The sequence below is a fragment of the Ochrobactrum sp. 19YEA23 genome (genome assembly GCF_029909865.1).
Taxonomy (GTDB): domain Bacteria; phylum Pseudomonadota; class Alphaproteobacteria; order Rhizobiales; family Rhizobiaceae; genus Brucella; species Brucella gambitense.
Genome location: NZ_JASAMQ010000001.1, coordinates 1083736 through 1101773 on the forward strand (window position 1 = coordinate 1083736; position 18038 = coordinate 1101773).

Here is an 18038-nt window from a genome sequence, read left to right on the forward strand (position 1 = left end):
GGAGAACAAAAATGTCCGCTCAAGATACCGTTCTGCTTGTCGTCGATGCGCAGGAATCATTCCGGCACCAGCCTTACTATCGCGAGGCCGATGTGGCCGCCTATGTCGAGCGTCAGCAAAAGCTGATTGATGGCGCAAAGCAGGCAGGTATTCCGGTTGTTCAGATTTTTCACACGGAAGATAGCGGCAACTTCGCTGAGGCGTCAGGCTATGTCCGCACGCTCGCACCGCTGTCCTTTACGCCAGACGCCGTATTTCGCAAGCGCCGCCATAGCGCGCTGGTCGGCACCGGTCTCGATGTCTGGCTCGTGGCAAACGGTATTCGCCGGGTGATCGTTTCCGGCATTCGCACGGAACAGTGCTGCGAAACCACCACTCGTCAGGCTTCGGATTTGGGCTATAAAGTTGATTTCGTCGGTGAGGCAACCCTGACCTTCCCGATGACCGACGCGACGGGTCGCGAATGGAGCGCCACTGAGGTTCGGGCGCGCACGGAACTCGTGCTGGCCAATCGCTTCGCCCGTATCGCCACGGTGGAAGAAGCGCTGTCTGGCCAGCAAGAACGGAAGGCTGCATGACCCAATCGACAGACGGCAAGCAAATCATTCCCGTCTATGTCATCGTTCCGCCACGTCTGCTTTTGCTCGACGTGGCGGGGCCGCTGGAAGTGTTGCGCAAGGCGAATCTCGATCAGGATAAGGTCGAGTTTGCGGTGCACTATGTCGGGCCGCGTGGCACGGTTCACAGTTCCATCGGTCTGGCGGTGACGGGCGTTGAGCCGCTGCCGGACGCGGTGCCGCAGGGTTCGCTGGTGATTGTGTCCGGTTCCACGGATATGCCGCTTGGCGGGCCGATTGCCAGCCGGGATGAAGACGCCGTCTTCGAGCATGAAATTATCAACTGGTTGAAGCGCGTCGTTTGCCCCGGTGTTCGGCTGGTCACGATCTGCTCCGGCGCCTTGCTGGCGGCGCGTGCGGGGCTGCTCGACGGCTATGTGTGCACGACGCATCATCTGGCAATTGCAGAACTGGAAAAGTCGGCTCCCACCGCAAAAGTGCTGCAAAACCGGCTTTTCGTCGAAGACGGCGAACGGCTGACCAGTGCGGGCATTACCGCCGGGATCGACCTTATGCTGCAAATCGTGGCCGATTTAACCAGCCACGCGGTGGCCTTGTCGGTGGCGCGCTATCTGGTTGTTTACCTCCGGCGCAGCGGCGGTGATCCGCAGCTTTCGCCCTGGCTGGAAGGGCGCAATCATATGAACCCCGTCGTGCATCGTGCGCAGGATGCCATTGCGGCAGACCCCGCTGGAGCGTGGCCTGTCGAAAAGCTGGCCGATGTCAGCGGGGCAAGTCCGCGCAATCTCTCGCGCTTGTTCAATGAACATGCGGGCATGAGCGTGACCGATTATGTCAACCGGCTGAAAATCGGTCTGGCACGTGAGATATTGCTCAATTCGGGTCTTGATATTGAGAATGTGGCCGAACGATCAGGCTTCGCCTCGGCGCGGCAGTTTCGTCGTGCCTGGCAGCGCATCTATGACCAGCCGCCAAGTCACGCGCGTGGGGCAGTGGGGTGATTATTCACCGGCGGTGAAAAACCGCCAGCTTCCATCGGGTGCAATGCCGATGCTGTAGAAAATATAACCGCCTGCCTTTTTCATGTCTTCGAAGTCGCTGGCGGTGACAATCTGAAACAGTTCAACGGTCTGCGATGGCGTCAGCCTGTCGAGCGGCATGGCGTAGAAATAGGGCCAGACATAGACCTCATCATCGGTTCCGGCATTCATATGCACATAGCCCGTGCCGAGCAGGTCGGCGATGATGGCGAGAATTTCGCGGCCTTCCACATCGCCAGCAAGCGATTTCAGAAACTCGATGACATCTTCTTCATGGTCTTCGAGCGAAAGCTGCGTGCTGTTGTCAGCCTCACCCAATAGCGGGCGCAATTGCTCAATATCGCCGGATTGTGCGGCGGCAAGCATGTTCTCGCGCATCTGTCGGACAGGCTGCGGCAGCTTGTCGAAATCGCGCAGCACCTCGGGCATCGGCTTGGAAGCGGGCGCAGGTGTGACGGTTGACGGATTTTGCGGCGTTGCGGATGGCACCCGATGCGGCAGCGCGTTGGGAAGCGGGATCGGCGACGAAACCGGATGCTCATCCGGCGTGGTGCGATAGGCTGGTAGCGTCAGGAATTCGGAACGATCCACAAGCGCCAGTTGGTCCGCTGCCGCAAAAGCGGGCAGCGAAGCCAGCATCATGCCCGCGACGAGCGCGAGCGGTCGGACGGAATTCCAGATTGCAGGATGCATCGGTGTTGTCGGAGGACGACTGGTGGGAACGGCCGGTTCTTGCCCCGCGACCGGCGACGTTATGGCTTAGCTATTGCAGGATGCGAGCTGGCAGGAAAGCGCCAGCTTCGATCTGTTCGCGCATCTTTTCGAGCAGTTCGAGCGCGCAATCGTCACCAGCCTCACGGATAAGTTCCGTCAGCGCAGTTGTGAACGCGGCTTCTGCGAGAATTTCAGGCTCGATGCCTTCGGAAATACCGTCCGCCCAGGCTTCGTTCTGATATTCGATTGCCACGAGTTTCTTCTCGCGTGCGATCATCTCGTCCAGATCGGTCGGTGCATGTTCCATAGACTTCATCCTGGCTTTCGCCTTTCTGCCGTTTTGCAGATGTCTCACCGTGTTCCGGGAGCGCAATCCATTTGCGGCCTGCCTGCCTTCTTAAGACAGTGTTAACAGATTATAACGGATTTGAACGAGACTATTGTCCGCAATCCGCACAAGAGTGAATGATTGGTTAATTTCCATAGCGCGAGATGATCTCGTTCGACAAGCCTTCGCCTTCCTTCATGTAGCGGTCTATCGCCGCAAGTGCGGAAGGGGTGCAGCGGGTGTAATTGTCGCTGAAGACGCGATATCCGTGGTTGAAGCTCGAAACGATCCTCACCCTTTCGCCTTCAGACGGCTTTTCGGCGGCGATAATCGCATCCATGCGGTCGCGCCACTCGCTGCCTGCTTCTCCGCATAGGTTGCGCAGATAGTGCAGCGATCCGAGAACCTCGGCAAGCCGCAACATCTTGCCCTCATAAGGCGCATCCTGCGCAAAAGCCGGATTGGCTGCGCCTGCCCACATGAACAATGCGAACCGGAACAGTTTCATGCCTTTCAATCGGAAACCCTCTCACATGAAATGCACTTGTTGCGTGAAATAGGGGCTGCTTCAAGGCAGATTGTCAAATAGGATTAATCCCGAATAGGTTTAATATCCAACGCCATCTTCGCTTTCCGCAACAGAGCGGGCCACGTCGAGCGTGCTGTCGGTGACACGGGCATGGACCATTTCCTCAATCGTCAGCCAATGGATCGCCGCAGCGTCATCGCCGGGTTGTTCGCGCCCTGAAATATCCAGCGCGCGAAAGACGGAGAGAAAATAGCTCTTTTCATAGGCTTTGCCCTCCAGCGCCAGATCCACGGTGATGACATGGGAGAGGGCGCTGACATCGAGCGCGGTTTCTTCCTTCAGCTCGCGAATAGCAGCCTGTTCCGGCGTTTCACCTGCTTCGATGCCCCCGCCTGGAAACGCCAGCCAGCCTTTCCATGGCTCCTTGCCGCGCTCAACCAGCAGAAAGCGGCTTTCGCGGCGGCAGATCAGCGAAACGCCATGAACATGAAGCGGAACGGGAATGACGGGGATCGTAGGCATGGAATAGCTATGATCGGCTTGCAGCGATTTGGCAATCGCAAACCGGTCTTGACCGTCCGCACAAAAACCTGAACATGGCCGCCATGTGCGGACGCTTTTCATTGACGGCAAGCCGGGAAGAAATCGAGACCTTTCTGGCTGCCATGATCTCGGAGGATTTTCCTCCTCGCTATAATATTGCCCCGACCCAGCCCATCCTAACCATAGTGGCGGGCGAAACACCGCCTATAGGCAGTAACCGCCCGGACCGGGTAGGTACGCTGGTGCGCTGGGGTTTCGTGCCATCCTGGGTGAAAGACCCGAATGACTGGCCCATGATGTTCAACATCCGTTCGGAAACAGCCGCTGAAAAGAACTCGTTTCGCGCCGCGCTGAACCATCGACGCGCGCTGGTTCCTGCTTCCGGCTTTTACGAATGGCGTCGCGAGGGGAAGAACAAGGCGCAAGCCTATTGGATACGCCCGCGCAATGGCGGTGTGGTGGCCTTTGGCGCACTGATTGAAACCTGGAGCAGTTCTGACGGATCGCAGATCGATACGGGCGGCATATTGACGACAAGCGCCAATGCGCTGCTGCGTCCGATCCACGAGCGCATGCCGGTGGTGGTACAGCCGGAGGACTTTGCGCGCTGGCTGAACTGCAAGCGCTACTTGCCGCGCGAAGTGGCCGACATTATGCGACCAGTGCAGGAGGATTTTTTTGAGGCGATACCCGTCTCGGACAAGGTCAACAAGGTGAGCAACGCCACGCCAGACCTGCAAATGCGCGTCGAAGAAACGGTTGAAGCGCTTAAAACACCACAAAAGCGCAAGGGCAAAACAGAACCGGAGGATGGTTCCGGCGGTCAGCTTTCAATGTTCTGACCGCATGCGCGATTTGTACCGGTTGATACCGCTTACTTGGCGAATTTTTTGGCGGCCAGAATCGAATGACGACGATTGTCATTGCGACCTGCGCTGCTGCGCTTTGCGGCCGTCATCAAGGCGGCAACAAGCGCTGCGGGGCCAATTTCACGATATTTGTCGACCAGACGGTCCTGACGCGGTTGCAGTTCACTCTTAGACATTTTTACTTCCTTTCCCCGAAGCGCCCGATTTCGAATGCTTCCAAAACCAACCGATCTCCGGTTACGCCTAAGCAATCCATGCTCACTATTTTGTGATGGATTGAGACCGAATGAAGGCTGTTTGGGGCCGGTTTTGCGGTATTCCGGTTAATGCCCGTCAAGGATTATCGGGGTTGCAGAAATGCAACATTTTGGCAGATGTCTTGGAATGTGACTTAGGCGGGCGGCAGTTCGAAACCGTTCGACAGGGAAATCCAGACGACGGTTTGCGCTTCGGGGGAGTGACGCGACAGGTGACCTTTGCCGTGCGTATCCGCAACCAGCACAAAGCTGCCAGCCGAAACATGGCGGACTTCTCCGTCGCTCGTTTCATATTCCACAGAACCATCCAGCCTGACGGTCAATACCGGTTCAGGCACGGTATGCCATGCGACGGGTCGCATCCCTGCCGGGATATGGGTGAGGCGCACGCGTGACGCAGGATAGCTGGCTGTTACGTCGAATGGTACGGCATCGGGATGAACCGACCTTTTCGTCGTCGGCAATTCGATTTCATCGAAATGCGATTCTCCATCCGCAGAGGCGTAGATGCGCAGGCATTTCATAGGGTCCGCTCCGCTGGTTGCTTGTATGAAGCCAAGCCTCACTACCATCATGATATGATCAAACTTCCGGTTTGCGCTCAAGGCCCACAAAATGGCGCTCGGCGGAGTTGTGCGTCCTCCCGGCAAAATAATCGCTAACAAGCAAAAGCGCTTGACTGTGGTTCACGGGATAGGGATAAGTGCAACCATGAAAACGCCGACCACGAACATTTGTATTTGTGCGATCATTATTGGCTAGCAGCCTGCTGGCCCGGCCGTTTTCGTCTCCCTTCCATAAAACAGGATGATAACGCCCCGGCCAGATGGCTGCGATCCGTCGTGCATTGAATTCACTTGGATTTCGCCGTCTTTCTGGAATGTTATTTTGGGGAATGGTTACAATGGCTGATGCGCCGCAATTGCGTCTTTACAATACGCTGACCCGCACGAAGGAGGATTTTTCCCCCATCGATGCCGACAATGTGCGCATGTATGTCTGCGGTCCCACCGTTTATGATTTTGCCCATATCGGCAATGCACGTCCGGTCATCGTTTTCGACATTCTTTTCCGGCTTTTGCGCCAGGTTTACGGTGCCGAACACGTCACCTATGCGCGTAACATCACCGACGTTGACGACAAGATCAATGCGCGCGCCGTGCGCGATTATCCGGATCTGGCCTTCAACGAGGCCATCCGCCGTGTGACAGAAAGCACCAACGCGCAGTTTCAGGCCGATGTGACGGCGCTGGGCAATCTGGCGCCGAGCTTTCAGCCGCGCGCGACCGACCATTTGGACGAAATGCGTGCGATGATCGACCGTCTGGTTGCTATCGGCGTCGCCTATGTGGCGGAAGACCATGTGCTGTTTTCGCCCTCGGCTATGAACGAGCGCGTCAAGACATTTGGTGGCCCGCGCTATGGCGCGCTGGCGCGCCGATCCCTTGATGAAATGCTGGCGGGTGCGCGTGTCGACGTTGCCTCCTACAAGCGCGACGAGATGGATTTTGTGCTGTGGAAGCCTTCGAAGGAAGGTGAGCCGGGCTGGCCGTCGCCATCAGGCATCGAGACACTTGGCCGTCCGGGCTGGCACATCGAATGCTCGGCCATGTCGATGGCCAAGCTTCTGGAGCCGTTTGGCGGCGGACTGAAATGCGATGATCCGGAAAAGAACCGCTTCGATATTCACGGCGGCGGCATTGATCTGGTCTTCCCGCACCACGAGAACGAAATTGCGCAGTCCTGCTGCGCATTCGGCACCGAGCGAATGGCCAATGTCTGGATGCATAACGGCTTCCTGCAGGTCGAAGGGCAGAAAATGTCGAAATCGCTCGGCAATTTCATCACCATTCGCGACGTGCTGAATGAGGGCCTGCCGCAACTGGGTGAGTGGGACGACAATGCAGTCCGTGACCGTTGGGTTGGTCTGGCTGCGCGCCTGTCGATGCTGCAAACCCATTATCGCGAGCCGATCAACTGGACGGCACAACGTCTGGCGGAATCGTCCGACGAATTGCGCCGCTGGTACGGCCTGCTGCGTGATGCCACGTTTGTTGTGTCGGAGAAGCTCACCGCAATCGGTGAAGTGACAGAGGCTCTGTCCGACGATCTGAACAGCTGGGTTGCGATTACCGCGTTGCGCAAGGCGTTCAAGAACAAGGATGTTGCGACGCTCGGCGAGGGCATGGCGCTGATGGGTCTGCTCGATCCTTACTTCGTGACGGCTGAGAATGTGCCGGTCTTTGCCAGGGCGAATGTCGATACGGATGCCATCGAGGCCCGTATTGCGGAACGCCTGCGCTTCATCAAGGAGAAGAACTTTGCGGAAGCTGATCGCATCCGCGATGGGCTTCTCGCAGAAGGCGTGCAGCTCAAGGACGGCAAGGATCCTGCCACCGGCGAGCGCATGACGACGTGGGATGTGGTAGGCTGACGATATTTCAAGCAGCGGTCGTTGATAAGGGAGGACGGCATGACGCTCGATAATAAGCCGATTTATACCGGTGGCTGCCAATGCGGCGCGGTTCGTTTCCGCGTCGATGGTGCCTTGGGTTCGGCTTCCATCTGTCATTGTCGCATGTGCCAGAAGGCCTTCGGCAATTTCTATGCGCCGCTGGTTTCCGTCGATGAGGCAAAACTGGAATGGACACGTGGCGAGCCGAAGCGTTTTCGCTCCTCCAACCATGTTCAGCGCGGGTTCTGCCCGGAATGCGGAACCCCGCTGACTTATGAAGCGCCCGATGGCGTCGCGCTTGCCATCGGTGCGTTCGACGCGCCGGAGGAAGTGGAGCCGACGGTTCAATGGGGGATCGAGAAGCAGCTTCCCTACGTGAGCGGACTTGCAGATCTTCCCGGCTATGCAACCGAACGCGATCCGGAGAGCATCGAATTCGTCAGAACGATGATCTCCTACCAGCATCCAGACTATGACACAGATAATTGGCCGCAACGGTAACGTTGAACCAACAGCAGACCCACCGACAGGCAGGCACTTATGGCACGCGAACGCATCTACATCTACGACACGACCTTGCGGGATGGACAACAAACCCCCGGCATTGATTTTTCTGTCGAAGACAAGAAGTCGATTGTCGCACTGCTTGAAGAATTGGGCGTCGATTATGTCGAGGGTGGTTATCCGGGCGCAAACCCGACCGATACGACTTTCTTCAAACGCCGTCAGACCTCGCGGTCCAAGTTCACCGCCTTTGGCATGACAAAGCGCGCCGGTGTTTCCGCGTCGAACGACCCGGGCCTGTCGAGCCTGCTGCAGGCATCCGCCGATGCCGTCTGTTTCGTGGCCAAAAGCTGGGATTATCACGTGCGTCTGGCCCTCGGCTGCACCAATGAGGAAAATCTGGAATCAATCACCGCGTCGGTGACGGCTGCGCGCATGGCCGGTCGTGAAGCGCTGGTCGATTGCGAGCACTTCTTCGACGGCTACAAGGCAAATCCCGACTATGCGCTGGAATGCGCCAAGGCGGCTTATACGGCTGGCGCGCGCTGGGTTGTCCTGTGTGACACCAATGGCGGCACGCAGCCACATGAGATTGCCGAAATCGTCAATGCGGTGAAGTCCGTCGTGCCCGGCGAGAGCCTCGGCATCCACGCCCATAATGATACCGAACAGGCCGTTGCGGTTTCGCTGGCCGCTATCGACGCCGGTGTGCGACACGTGCAGGGCACGCTGAACGGCATTGGCGAACGCTGCGGCAATGCCAATCTGGTTTCGCTGATCCCGACGCTGCTGCTCAAGCCCTACTGGTCGGAGCGTTTTGAACTGGGCATCAAGCCAGCCTCGCTGAAGGCGATCACCCGCATCTCGCGCGCCTTCGATGATATTTTGAACCGTCCACCGACCGAGCAGGCGCCTTATACCGGCACATCGGCTTTTGCCACGAAAGCGGGCATTCACGCCTCGGCCTTGCTCAAGGAACCGCAGACCTACGAACATGTGCCGCCGGAAACGGTCGGCAACAGCCGTCGCGTCATGGTTTCGGATCAGGGCGGCAAGTCGAATTTCATCGCCGAGCTGGAGCGTCGCGGCATTCGTGTTGCCAAGGACGACGTGCGCCTCGATACGCTGATCACGCTGGTCAAGGAGCGCGAGGCCGAGGGCTATGCCTATGAGGGCGCCGATGCGAGCTTTGAGCTTTTGGCGCGCAACATGCTTACTCCGCAGCCGGAATTCTTCAAGGTGGAGTCGTTCCGCTGCCTCGTCGAGCGCCGTTTCGATGCCAATGGCATGCTGAAGACGGTGTCGGAAGCGGTGGTCAAGGTGGAGGTCGATGGCGAAGTCCGCATGTCCGTTGCCGAAGGCCATGGCCCGGTCAACGCACTCGATATTGCACTGCGCAAGGATCTCGGTCGCTATCAGGCGGAAATCGAAGATCTCGAACTGGTGGACTTCAAGGTGCGTATCCTCAATGGCGGTACGGCGGCTATCACGCGCGTGCTGATCGAATCCGGCGATGCGACCGGTGCGCGTTGGCGCACGGTTGGAGTTTCGGACAATATCATTGATGCGTCGTTCCAGGCCTTGATGGATTCCGTGAATTTCAAGCTCATGAAAAACCGCTCCATGGCTGGGCTCGCAGCTGCGGAATAATACTCATCATTCACCAGGATTGATGCTTCAATCATTTTAATTGAATGGATTTTATGAGTTGAGAAGCGCATAGCAATGGCTGATCAAGCCATCTGCTATGCGATTTACTCAAAAGCAGCTGTGCTTTCGAGCGGAGAGAGACAATGACCGACCAGACCTTGTCCGATGCCCGTCTTTCGGATGGGTCCAGAGGTTTTCTTATGGCGTTCGGCGCCTATGCGCTTTGGGGCGCGCTGCCGTTTTATCTGAAAGCTGTAGCCCACATTCCCGCCATGGAAGTCGTGTCTCACCGCGTTATCTGGTCGGTGCCGGTTGCGTTGCTGCTGCTGTTGGCGCTGGGGCAGTTCAAGGATATCCTGAATGCTGTTCGTCAGCCGCGCATGCTTGCGATGGCAGGACTGACCGCCGCCCTGATCACCATCAACTGGACAATCTATGTCTGGGCGGTCGCGCATGATCAGGTCATGGGTGCGGCGCTCGGCTATTATATCAATCCGCTGTTCAATGTGGTGCTCGGTGGCCTGTTCCTTGGCGAGAGGTTGAGCAAGGTCCAGTATATTGCTGTTGGCTTTGCCGTGGCGGCGGTTCTGCTGCTCACCTTCAATGCCGGTGGCTTGCCATGGGTATCACTGGCTTTGCCGCTGACCTTCGGCCTCTACGGGTTCTTCCGCAAGTCGCTTCCAATGCCGCCTTTGCAGGGCTTCACGCTTGAAGTGCTGATCCTGTGCGTTCCGGCGCTTGCCTATGTGGCCTTCCTGAGTTCGCAAGGGCAGGAACATTTCCTGGCGGGCCCGGTCTCCAATGTTGGCCTGTTGCTGCTTGCCGGCCCGGTAACTGCCATCCCGCTTATTCTTTACGCGGGCGGAGCAAAGTTGCTGCGCTACACAACGCTGGGGCTGATGCAGTATATGACGCCCACCATGTTGTTTTTCTTCGCGATTTTTATCTTCCACGAGCCGTTTTCAACCGCGCAGCTCGGTGCTTTCGTGCTGATCTGGGCGGGGCTTGCGCTCTACACATGGTCGACACTTTCGCAGCATCGTCGCAATCGGGCGCGTGGCTGATCGGCAAATCGTAAATAATTTGTGATTCACCTCCGGTGGATAACCCGCCGGAGGTCTTATTTTAGCCGCTGTGTCAGCAACACTTCCGCCAATATTTATGAAGAACCTAGAGAATTGTCGGAATGGCCCTGAGGGCAGGATACTCCCATCGCAAGCGTGCGGTTGCGGCAACGGCCCCATCTGGGTCAAGTTTCGCATCCGCCGGCGCAAATTTGAAGACGGAACCACTCTCGCACCGTAGCCTCCGGTCGGTGCGCTGGGTTCGTTTTTCCTTGCGCACGCATCTGCGTTTCTGTCTGGCGCTGGTGTCGGCCACAGTCCTTGCCGGTGGCGGTCTGGTATTGGCGACCGGCGGGCTGGTGCGCCACGGCCATGCCGCACAGCCAGCTTTTGCCAATCCGACAAGCTTGGTTCGCCAGCATCATGCCGCCGCGAAAGACGCGCGCCTTGTGCCTGTTGTGAACAACGATATGAGCCATCGCGTGTCGCGCCGCATCGATATTGCAGAAGGTGTCGAGGATGGCGATCCGCGCCTCTACACCTATCAGCATGTGGTGCTGGACGTGAAAGGCCGTGACACCAGACGGCCTGCCATCGATGACGCGATGGATGGAACGACGATAGCGGCAAAACCTAATGCGGCTGGCGAGCCGACGCAGTCGCTCTCCGAACTGGAGCGAGGCATTCCGGTCAATGTGAGTCTGGCCAAGCCAGCCCCGCACCAGAAGGCCGATGTGCATGAAATCATCGTCGCGCCGCAATCGCGGGAACGCATAGAGGCGCTTTTGCAGGCGGCTGGTATTGCGGCTGAAGACAGTCAGAGGCTTGAAGAAGCGCTGGCCCGGACTGAATTACTGCCGGGCGACAATCTGGAACTGCTGGTCGATAAGAAAGACGGTAGCGATGCCGCTGCCCATGTGTCGCTCGCACGCTTCAATCACGGCAATGCCAACAAGGCTGTCTATGGCCGTGCGGATGATGGCGTTTTTCGCGCCACTGGCGATGAACGCTTGTTCGCGCGATTGTCCCGCGATGCGATGCTGAGTGCTTATCATCCTTCGGTTCCGGCGGTCAGCAGTGATGGCAGCATCGAAACAAGACTGGTTCAGGCTGGCGCACCACGCGACATCGTGCACGATGTCGAAAAGCTCGCCGAGCAAAACGGCGTCGTGCTGGAGAAGGGCGCCAATTCTCCCGATCTGATTGACCTGCTTTTCAGGAAAAGCGCGGAGACCGATCCGGAACTGGTATTTGTGGAATTTACCACGAATGGCAAAAGCAAGCGCCTCTACCGACATGAAGGTGCGGGCGGTGCCACGGATTACTTCAACGAGGATGGCTCCTCGATGACCAAATATCTGATGCACAAGCCTTTGCCGAATGGGCGTCTCAATGACGGTTTCGGTTGGCGTATCCACCCGGTTCTGCATGTTCGCAAGCATCACAATGGCGTCGATTACGACGCGCCGATCGGCTCTCCGATCGTGGCTGCGGGCGACGGTGTGGTCGAGGTGATTTCGTCCGAAAAGGGATATGGCAAATATGTCCGCATCCGCCATCAGGGCGGATACAGCACCACCTACGCCCATCTTGCTTCCGCCAAGTCGGGGCTGCGCATCGGCCAGCATGTGAAGCAGGGCGAAGTCATCGCCTATGTTGGCTCAACCGGCTATTCGACAGGTCCGCATCTCTATTATGAATTGAAGGTCGGCGATCAGTATGTCGATCCGCTGACCGCGCGCCTTAATGCCGGCGAAAAGCTCTCCGGTTCGTCGCTGTCGAGCTTCCGCGAGGAAATTGACCATGTCGGTCAGATCGTCGATGAAATGGCGCTGCCTATTCTGAAAGATGGTTCAGACGCCAAGGATAGAGCTGAACCGCATGACCGGCTTGGTGGCCATCAAGGGGCAGGCCCTGCTGGTGGCGGCCACGGTCGCCACTGAGCCGACGATTACGGGCGATAGGCATTCGCCAGAGCGACGAATTCTTCAACGCTCAGCGTTTCGGCGCGCCGCGTTCCGTCAATGCCGGTCTTCTCAAGCAGGGTGGCTCCGCCGATCGGCTTCAGGCTCTGGCGCAGCATTTTCCGCCTTTGACCGAAAGCGGCCTGCGTTACCTGGCCGAGTGCCGCTGCATTGCAGGGCAGCGGGTTTTCCAGCGGTACGATGTGAACCACTGACGACATGACTTTCGGCGGGGGCGTAAAGGCCTGCGGCGGCACGTCGAAAGCGATTCTCGATTTCGTTCGCCAGCCCGCCAGCACGCCGAGGCGGCCATAATGATCGCTGTCGGGTGCGGCCACGATGCGTTCGGCCACTTCGCGCTGGAACATCAACGTCATGGAGGAATAGAAAGGTGGCCACGGCTCAACCAGAAGCCAGTTCAGCAACAATTGTGTGCCGACATTATAGGGCAGATTGGCGACGATCCGTGGCTTCGGCCCATCGGGAAACAGTGTCTTGAAATCCTGCTCCAGCGCATCGCCGGAAATGATCCGCAGGCGGCCCGGATAATGCGCGTCGATCTCCGCCAGTGCCTCAAGGCAGCGTTCGTCGCGTTCGATAGCCGTTACATAGGCGCCTTGCGCCAGAAGCGCGCGAGTCAGCCCGCCGGGGCCGGGGCCGACCTCGATGACAGGCTGATCCTGAAGATTGCCAGCCTGACGGGCGATCTTTGACGTCAGATTGAGATCGAACAGAAAATTCTGCCCGAGCGACTTCTTCGGCATCAGATCGTGCCGTTCGATGACTTCGCGAAGCGGGGGCAGGTTGTCGATGCTCATGCCTTGGTACCTGTCGTATTTTCTGCCAGTTCGTGGGCAAGACGGATCGCTGCAATCAGGCTGTCCGGTCGCGCAATGCCCTGACCTGCAATGTCGAACGCTGTGCCGTGGTCCGGCGAGGTGCGGATAAAAGGCAGGCCGAGCGTCACATTGACCGTTTCGTCGAAGGCCAGCGCCTTGGCAGGAATCAGCGCCTGATCGTGATACATGCAGATCGCGGCATCGTAAGCAGCCCGCGCTTGGCGGTGAAACATCGTATCGGCGGGCAGGGGGCCGCGCACGTTGATACCGTCGCGCAAAAGCTGCTCCACGGCGGGGAGAATGATCGCATCGTCTTCCTTGCCGAGTGCTCCGCCTTCGCCCGCATGGGGGTTGAGGCCAGAAAGCGCCAGACGCGGCTTGGCGATGCCGAACCGTTCGCGCAGTTCGCGCGCTGTGATGCGCGACACTTCGAGAATGTTCTCGGTCGTGAGCTGTCGCGGCACTTCGGCAAGCGGGATGTGAATAGTCACCGGCACTGCACGCAATTGCGGTCCGGCCAGCATCATCACAGGCGTGAGCGCTGTTCCGGCGTGACGGCTCGCAAGCTCTGCCAGAAATTCTGTATGTCCCGGATGCCGGAACCCTGCCTCGTAGAGCGGCTTCTTGGCAATCGGGCAGGTGACGACAGCGGACGTCTCGCCGGCGAGCGTGAGAGCGACGGCGCGTTCAATCGCCTCAACTGTACCGGCAGCGTTTTCGGCCAGCGGCTTGCCTGGGCTTTCCGTGTGCTTGTTGACGAGCGGCAGGACGGGCAATGCACGCGCAAAAATGTCGCGTGATGTGGCTGCATCTGCAACCGCCTCGATCTGGACGTCGAGACCGAGAAGCCGTGCACGCGCAGCCAATTGTGCGGGATCTGCCAGCAACATGAAGGGCGGCAAGGACAATTCATTTCGCTTCAGCCAGACGGCCAGCGCAATATCCGCGCCGACGCCCGACGGATCGCCGATACTAACCGCGAGCGGAAGGACAGACTTTGCGCACATAGCTTTGATTCCAAAAATAAAAGCTGGCAACCGGAAGATACCGTGCCAGCTCATATTAGTGCCTTATCCTGAACGGCAGCGTCGCCGTCGCCGGAATATTAGCGATTAACGATGGTGGCTTTCTTGCGCAACTCTTCCAGATATTTGGTGGAGAGCGCGTCAGCCTTCTTTTCCTGACCTTCAGGCGAGTCCGCTCCCTCCATGGAGAAAACGAGCTGTGCGACGCGGTCGTCGGAAAGCTGGCGTGTGGCGCAGACTGCGAGGAATTCGACGCCTTTCTCGGTATCGTGTGGCGGTGTCGTACGACCCACGCCCGCAGCCTTCACATCCTTGGCCCATTCGCCCGGCAGCTGCTGTTCGATAATGCGTCCGAGATCGCGGACGGTCACATCGATGATGCCCTTGGCCTGCTGGCGCGTGGCGTCACAGCTCTGGAAGCGTGAACGAAGCGCATTGGCTTCCTGACGACGCTTGGCGAGAAGTGCCGGAGACCGCTTCGAGGTCGGTACAACGAAAATTACCTGCTGGAGATGATATTCCGTCGCGACTGGCTTCTTGCCGCCATCCTTCAGCATACGCTGTACGGCATCCTGCTCGCTTACCATGCCGGTCGCACGGAAGCGGGCGCTGACAAGGCGGCCCCAGCCCATCTGGACCATGATGTATTTCTTGAAGTGGTCCGGCGTAACGCCTGCCTGATTCAACACCTGGTTCATCTGGGCGAGGGTCATCTTGTTGCGGGATGCAAATCCTGCATAGGCCTGATCGACTTCCTGATCGGAAACGCCAATGTTGCGGCTCTTCATCTCGACCCGCTTCAGCATTTCGTCAGTCAGTTCCTGACGTGCGAGCTGGGTGAGATTGCCGCCGCCCTTGCGCTGCAGCTTCAAAAAAGCGACCCGGTGCTGGATATCACCATTGGTGATGGCATTGCCGGATACAACAACTTTGACCTCACCTTCCCCTGCGGCGAGAGCCGAGGAGGGAAGTGCAACCGTGCCGAGCGCCGTCAGACAGACAGTCGCGCTTAACAGGGAGGCGAAAAGAGGTCTTGCAAACATCATCTTGTTTCCCGATTTCCTTGCGGTCGGTGAACGAAACCCGTCACCGGATGTGTTCATTCGGTTTCGGATATGCTTGTCATCGAGCCGCAAGAGTATCGGAAACCAACTATAGTGCTGTCTGTATAGAGGAGGCAGTGCGGCGAAACAATGACCCTCGCGCATTTTACAAGACGATTGAGGGCTGCTTACTGAACGAAACCGCAATTTCCTGGTGCCGAGATTTTTCTATGAAAAGCCCCAGAGCAGATATGGCCGGAAACAAAAGAATATATTTCCGGCCATAAATCTTAGAAGGTCTGGGTGCCACTGCCGATGTCACCGAGCGTACGCAGCGAGATATTGAACCCGATACCGTGTGATGCCTTGTCTTCACCTGGGTTACGCGTCTGCGTATAAGCCATCATATAGGTGAAGCATTCATCGTCATAGGCCAGGCCAGACGACGCGCGGACCAGCGTGCTGGACACAAGGTCATAAGTACCAGATCCGAACACCCGCCAGTTGGCGTTGATCTTGGCCGAAGCCGTGCCGCTTACTTCCTGACGCAGATCGTTATAGCCATAGGCGGGCTGCGGCGTGATGTAGGCATATTGCGCCGTCAGCGTGAGCTTTTGCCAGCTCTGCTGCACTTCAAGTTCGCCGCGACGCACGGACAGGCTGTCCTTGTCGAAACGACCGCGGGCGGCCAGCGCCAGACCAGTCGAATTGGACGTGCCGATCATCGCGACATAGTCCGAACGTGCGCTGTCGAGGCCCGAATCTGCACCGACATTCACGAAGTCGCTCGTGGCGTAGGAGTTCAGGCCGCCAAGCTGGAACGACTGACCGGCCAAGGCATAAAGCGACCAGTCGCTGTTATTGAAGTTGCCGGAATAGCGGAAACCAAGATTGGCGCGCGTGCCACCTTCAACACGGTCATAGCCAGAGAACTTGTCACGCGAGAACAGGTTCGTCGCGTCAAACACGAAGCTCTGGGCGTCTTCGTTCGGCAGTTCGCCAGCATAGCGCTCATTGTTACGCACATAAATCTGCGCAATCGGTTCAATGATATGCGTCGAACTGGTCGTCGAAAACAGGATCGGCCAGCGGAGTTCGAGACCAGCAGTCGCCATCGCCCGAAGCGCTTCCGAGCGCACGACGGCGTCTGTATAGCCAGCTGATGAAAGATCGAGGTTGGTATTGGCACCAATTGCATCAGCCCGCAAAGCGAGCAACGGCGTGATAACCAAACCGGATGGCGAAATATAAGTGCGCTTCCATTCCGCTTCGCTTGTCAAACGAGCGCTTGTTCCACCAAAACCAGGCACACGCGGATAGCGAGTACCCAAAGGCGTCACATTATCGTTCTGGCGATAAAGCGCCTGCAAGTTGGTGTTGATGTTCAGCTCGCCGCCATAGACGGGTTCAGGCAGCGTGTAGGAATAATCCAGGCTAGGGAAAACCCAAGGCTGCTTCGAATGAATCTCGCTCGGATTATCCGGCAGCAGTGATTCCTGCACATTGAAGCGATAGAAATTCAGATCGAAGTAATTACGGTTGTTGATGCCGGTCAGGTAAATTTTCGAAACCTGCGTTCCAGCATTATACCCTTCGAGATTGTAGGTACGACTGAAATTGCGATCACTCTGGGCCATGATGTCCCAGCCGTAACGCCAGCGTGAATTGATCTCGAAATCACCCTTCGATGCGACCATGCCGCGATTGTCGACATCGCGATCAACAGTCGCGACATCGAACTCGCCCGGCTTGGCCTGATGCATGCCTGCTATACGCAGATTATAGGTGCCGTTCTCCAGACGATGACGCCACTCGGCTTCGTTCAGGAAGCCTTGCTTCGTGTAATAGGTCGACGAAAACGTCACGTCGTAGTTTGGCGCGAGGTTCCAGAAATAGGAATTCTTGATACCGAAACCCAGATCGTCTTTGTAGGCGAAGCCGGGGAACAGGAAGCCGCTCTTGCGCTTGACCGTCGGGTCAGCCATTTCGAAGGCGGGGAACCATGCCAGCGGCATGCCCAGGAATTCGAACTGACCGCGTTCAAAACGAACGGTCTTCGTGGTGCTGTTCCAGATGATCTTGCGGGCCTTGATCTGCCACAGAACAGGCCTGTCGGGGTCTTTCTTACAGGCTTCGCAAGCCGTGTAGACGCCGTTATTGAATGTCGTGATTTCGCCGTTGCTGCGCTCGGCGCTTTCAGCGGCAAAACGGGTATTGTCCGTCGTCTCGACGCGCAGGCCATTCACGAAGCCGTCGCGGAAACTGTCGGTGACATCCATATGATCGGAATAAATCTTGTTGCCGTCGCGTTCGACGACCTCAACATTCCCGGTCGCGGTCATGCGGCGGGTCTGCTGATTATAGGTCACCTTATCGGCGACAAGACGATTGCCGTCATACTCGATCTTCACCCGACCTTGAGCGGTAACGGTGTTTACATCGCGATCATAGACGAGCTCATCGGCCTGCAGAAGCATGCGAGCATTCGGATCGCTCTTGTAATTGGCTCCGAGTGCCTCCTGCGCCGAAGCGGGCGAGGGCATGACTGCGACAGAAATGAAAGGCAAAGCAAGGACGCACGCCAACGCCGTCCCACGCGAGAAGCGTGAGAGCAGATGGGGCAATACCATGCGGGT

18 protein-coding genes are annotated in these 18038 nt (G+C 57.6%); 8 read left to right on the forward strand and 10 right to left on the reverse strand.

Features of this window, described 5'->3' with window-relative positions; translation table 11 throughout:
• Window positions 1-11: 11 nt before the first annotated feature.
• The gene (locus QBD01_RS04960) at window positions 12-578 is read left to right on the forward strand and encodes an isochorismatase family protein (RefSeq protein ID WP_280991826.1); all 567 of its coding nucleotides are present in this window, start codon (window positions 12-14) and stop codon (window positions 576-578) included.
• Entirely contained in the window at window positions 575-1579 is a 1005-nt protein-coding gene (locus tag QBD01_RS04965; protein WP_280991827.1) for a helix-turn-helix domain-containing protein, read from the forward strand. Before QBD01_RS04960 ends, QBD01_RS04965 begins: the two co-directional genes overlap by 4 nt.
• On the opposite strand, the gene QBD01_RS04970 is transcribed toward QBD01_RS04965, so the two are convergent.
• The 4 genes from QBD01_RS04970 to QBD01_RS04985 all read right to left on the reverse strand — a co-directional run bounded on the left by QBD01_RS04970 (window position 1580) and on the right by QBD01_RS04985 (window position 3711).
• Window positions 1580-2374 carry a hypothetical protein gene (locus tag QBD01_RS04970; RefSeq protein ID WP_392391322.1) on the reverse strand — a complete coding sequence of 265 codons (795 nt, stop codon included), beginning with the start codon at window positions 2372-2374 and terminating at the stop codon, window positions 1580-1582.
• 7 nt (window positions 2375-2381) lie between these two features.
• Window positions 2382-2639, reverse strand: coding sequence for a hypothetical protein (locus QBD01_RS04975; protein WP_171058775.1), 258 nt, complete (start codon window positions 2637-2639; stop codon window positions 2382-2384).
• Window positions 2640-2805: 166 nt separating this feature from the next.
• Entirely contained in the window at window positions 2806-3168 is a 363-nt protein-coding gene (locus tag QBD01_RS04980) for a TIGR02301 family protein (RefSeq protein WP_318282849.1), read from the reverse strand.
• Between the two features lie 99 nt (window positions 3169-3267).
• Window positions 3268-3711 (reverse strand): NUDIX domain-containing protein, encoded by a 444-nt coding sequence (locus QBD01_RS04985; protein WP_280991829.1) that lies wholly within the window; start codon window positions 3709-3711, stop codon window positions 3268-3270.
• 83 nt (window positions 3712-3794) lie between these two features.
• On the opposite strand from QBD01_RS04985, the gene QBD01_RS04990 reads away from it, so the two are divergent.
• Window positions 3795-4574, forward strand: coding sequence for an SOS response-associated peptidase (locus QBD01_RS04990; RefSeq protein ID WP_280992114.1), 780 nt, complete (start codon window positions 3795-3797; stop codon window positions 4572-4574).
• 32 nt (window positions 4575-4606) lie between these two features.
• Here QBD01_RS04990 and QBD01_RS04995 read toward each other — a convergent pair whose 3' ends face one another.
• On the reverse strand, window positions 4607-4777 hold the full coding sequence (locus tag QBD01_RS04995) for a hydrolase (protein WP_113533980.1): 171 nt from the start codon (window positions 4775-4777) through the stop codon (window positions 4607-4609).
• Window positions 4778-4992: 215 nt separating this feature from the next.
• The gene (locus tag QBD01_RS05000; protein ID WP_280991830.1) at window positions 4993-5382 is read right to left on the reverse strand and encodes a hypothetical protein; all 390 of its coding nucleotides are present in this window, start codon (window positions 5380-5382) and stop codon (window positions 4993-4995) included.
• A gap of 380 nt (window positions 5383-5762) precedes the next feature.
• Here QBD01_RS05000 and cysS point away from each other — a divergent pair, with 380 nt between their 5' ends.
• The 5 genes from cysS to QBD01_RS05025 all read left to right on the forward strand — a co-directional run bounded on the left by cysS (window position 5763) and on the right by QBD01_RS05025 (window position 12474).
• Window positions 5763-7292: a cysteine--tRNA ligase gene (gene cysS / locus QBD01_RS05005; RefSeq protein WP_280991831.1), complete on the forward strand. Its 1530-nt coding sequence runs from the start codon at window positions 5763-5765 to the stop codon at window positions 7290-7292.
• A gap of 39 nt (window positions 7293-7331) precedes the next feature.
• Window positions 7332-7814: a GFA family protein gene (locus QBD01_RS05010; RefSeq protein ID WP_280991832.1), complete on the forward strand. Its 483-nt coding sequence runs from the start codon at window positions 7332-7334 to the stop codon at window positions 7812-7814.
• A gap of 39 nt (window positions 7815-7853) precedes the next feature.
• Window positions 7854-9467, forward strand: coding sequence for a citramalate synthase (cimA, locus tag QBD01_RS05015; RefSeq protein WP_280991833.1), 1614 nt, complete (start codon window positions 7854-7856; stop codon window positions 9465-9467).
• Window positions 9468-9610: 143 nt separating this feature from the next.
• Window positions 9611-10531 (forward strand): EamA family transporter RarD, encoded by a 921-nt coding sequence (gene rarD / locus QBD01_RS05020; RefSeq protein ID WP_280991834.1) that lies wholly within the window; start codon window positions 9611-9613, stop codon window positions 10529-10531.
• 122 nt (window positions 10532-10653) lie between these two features.
• Window positions 10654-12474, forward strand: coding sequence for a M23 family metallopeptidase (locus QBD01_RS05025; RefSeq protein WP_280991835.1), 1821 nt, complete (start codon window positions 10654-10656; stop codon window positions 12472-12474).
• A gap of 8 nt (window positions 12475-12482) precedes the next feature.
• Here QBD01_RS05025 and rsmA read toward each other — a convergent pair whose 3' ends face one another.
• From rsmA to QBD01_RS05045, 4 genes are all read right to left on the reverse strand, one after another.
• Complete coding sequence (gene rsmA, locus QBD01_RS05030) at window positions 12483-13313, reverse strand: 16S rRNA (adenine(1518)-N(6)/adenine(1519)-N(6))-dimethyltransferase RsmA (RefSeq protein ID WP_280991836.1); 831 nt, start codon at window positions 13311-13313, stop codon at window positions 12483-12485.
• Complete coding sequence (gene pdxA, locus QBD01_RS05035; protein WP_280991837.1) at window positions 13310-14341, reverse strand: 4-hydroxythreonine-4-phosphate dehydrogenase PdxA; 1032 nt, start codon at window positions 14339-14341, stop codon at window positions 13310-13312. Before pdxA ends, rsmA begins: the two co-directional genes overlap by 4 nt.
• Window positions 14342-14439: 98 nt before the next feature.
• Window positions 14440-15405, reverse strand: coding sequence for a peptidylprolyl isomerase (locus tag QBD01_RS05040; protein WP_280991838.1), 966 nt, complete (start codon window positions 15403-15405; stop codon window positions 14440-14442).
• 287 nt (window positions 15406-15692) lie between these two features.
• A complete protein-coding gene (locus QBD01_RS05045) occupies window positions 15693-18032 on the reverse strand; it encodes an LPS-assembly protein LptD (RefSeq protein WP_280992115.1) in 2340 nt (779 codons plus the stop codon).
• Between the last annotated feature and the right edge of the window lie 6 nt (window positions 18033-18038).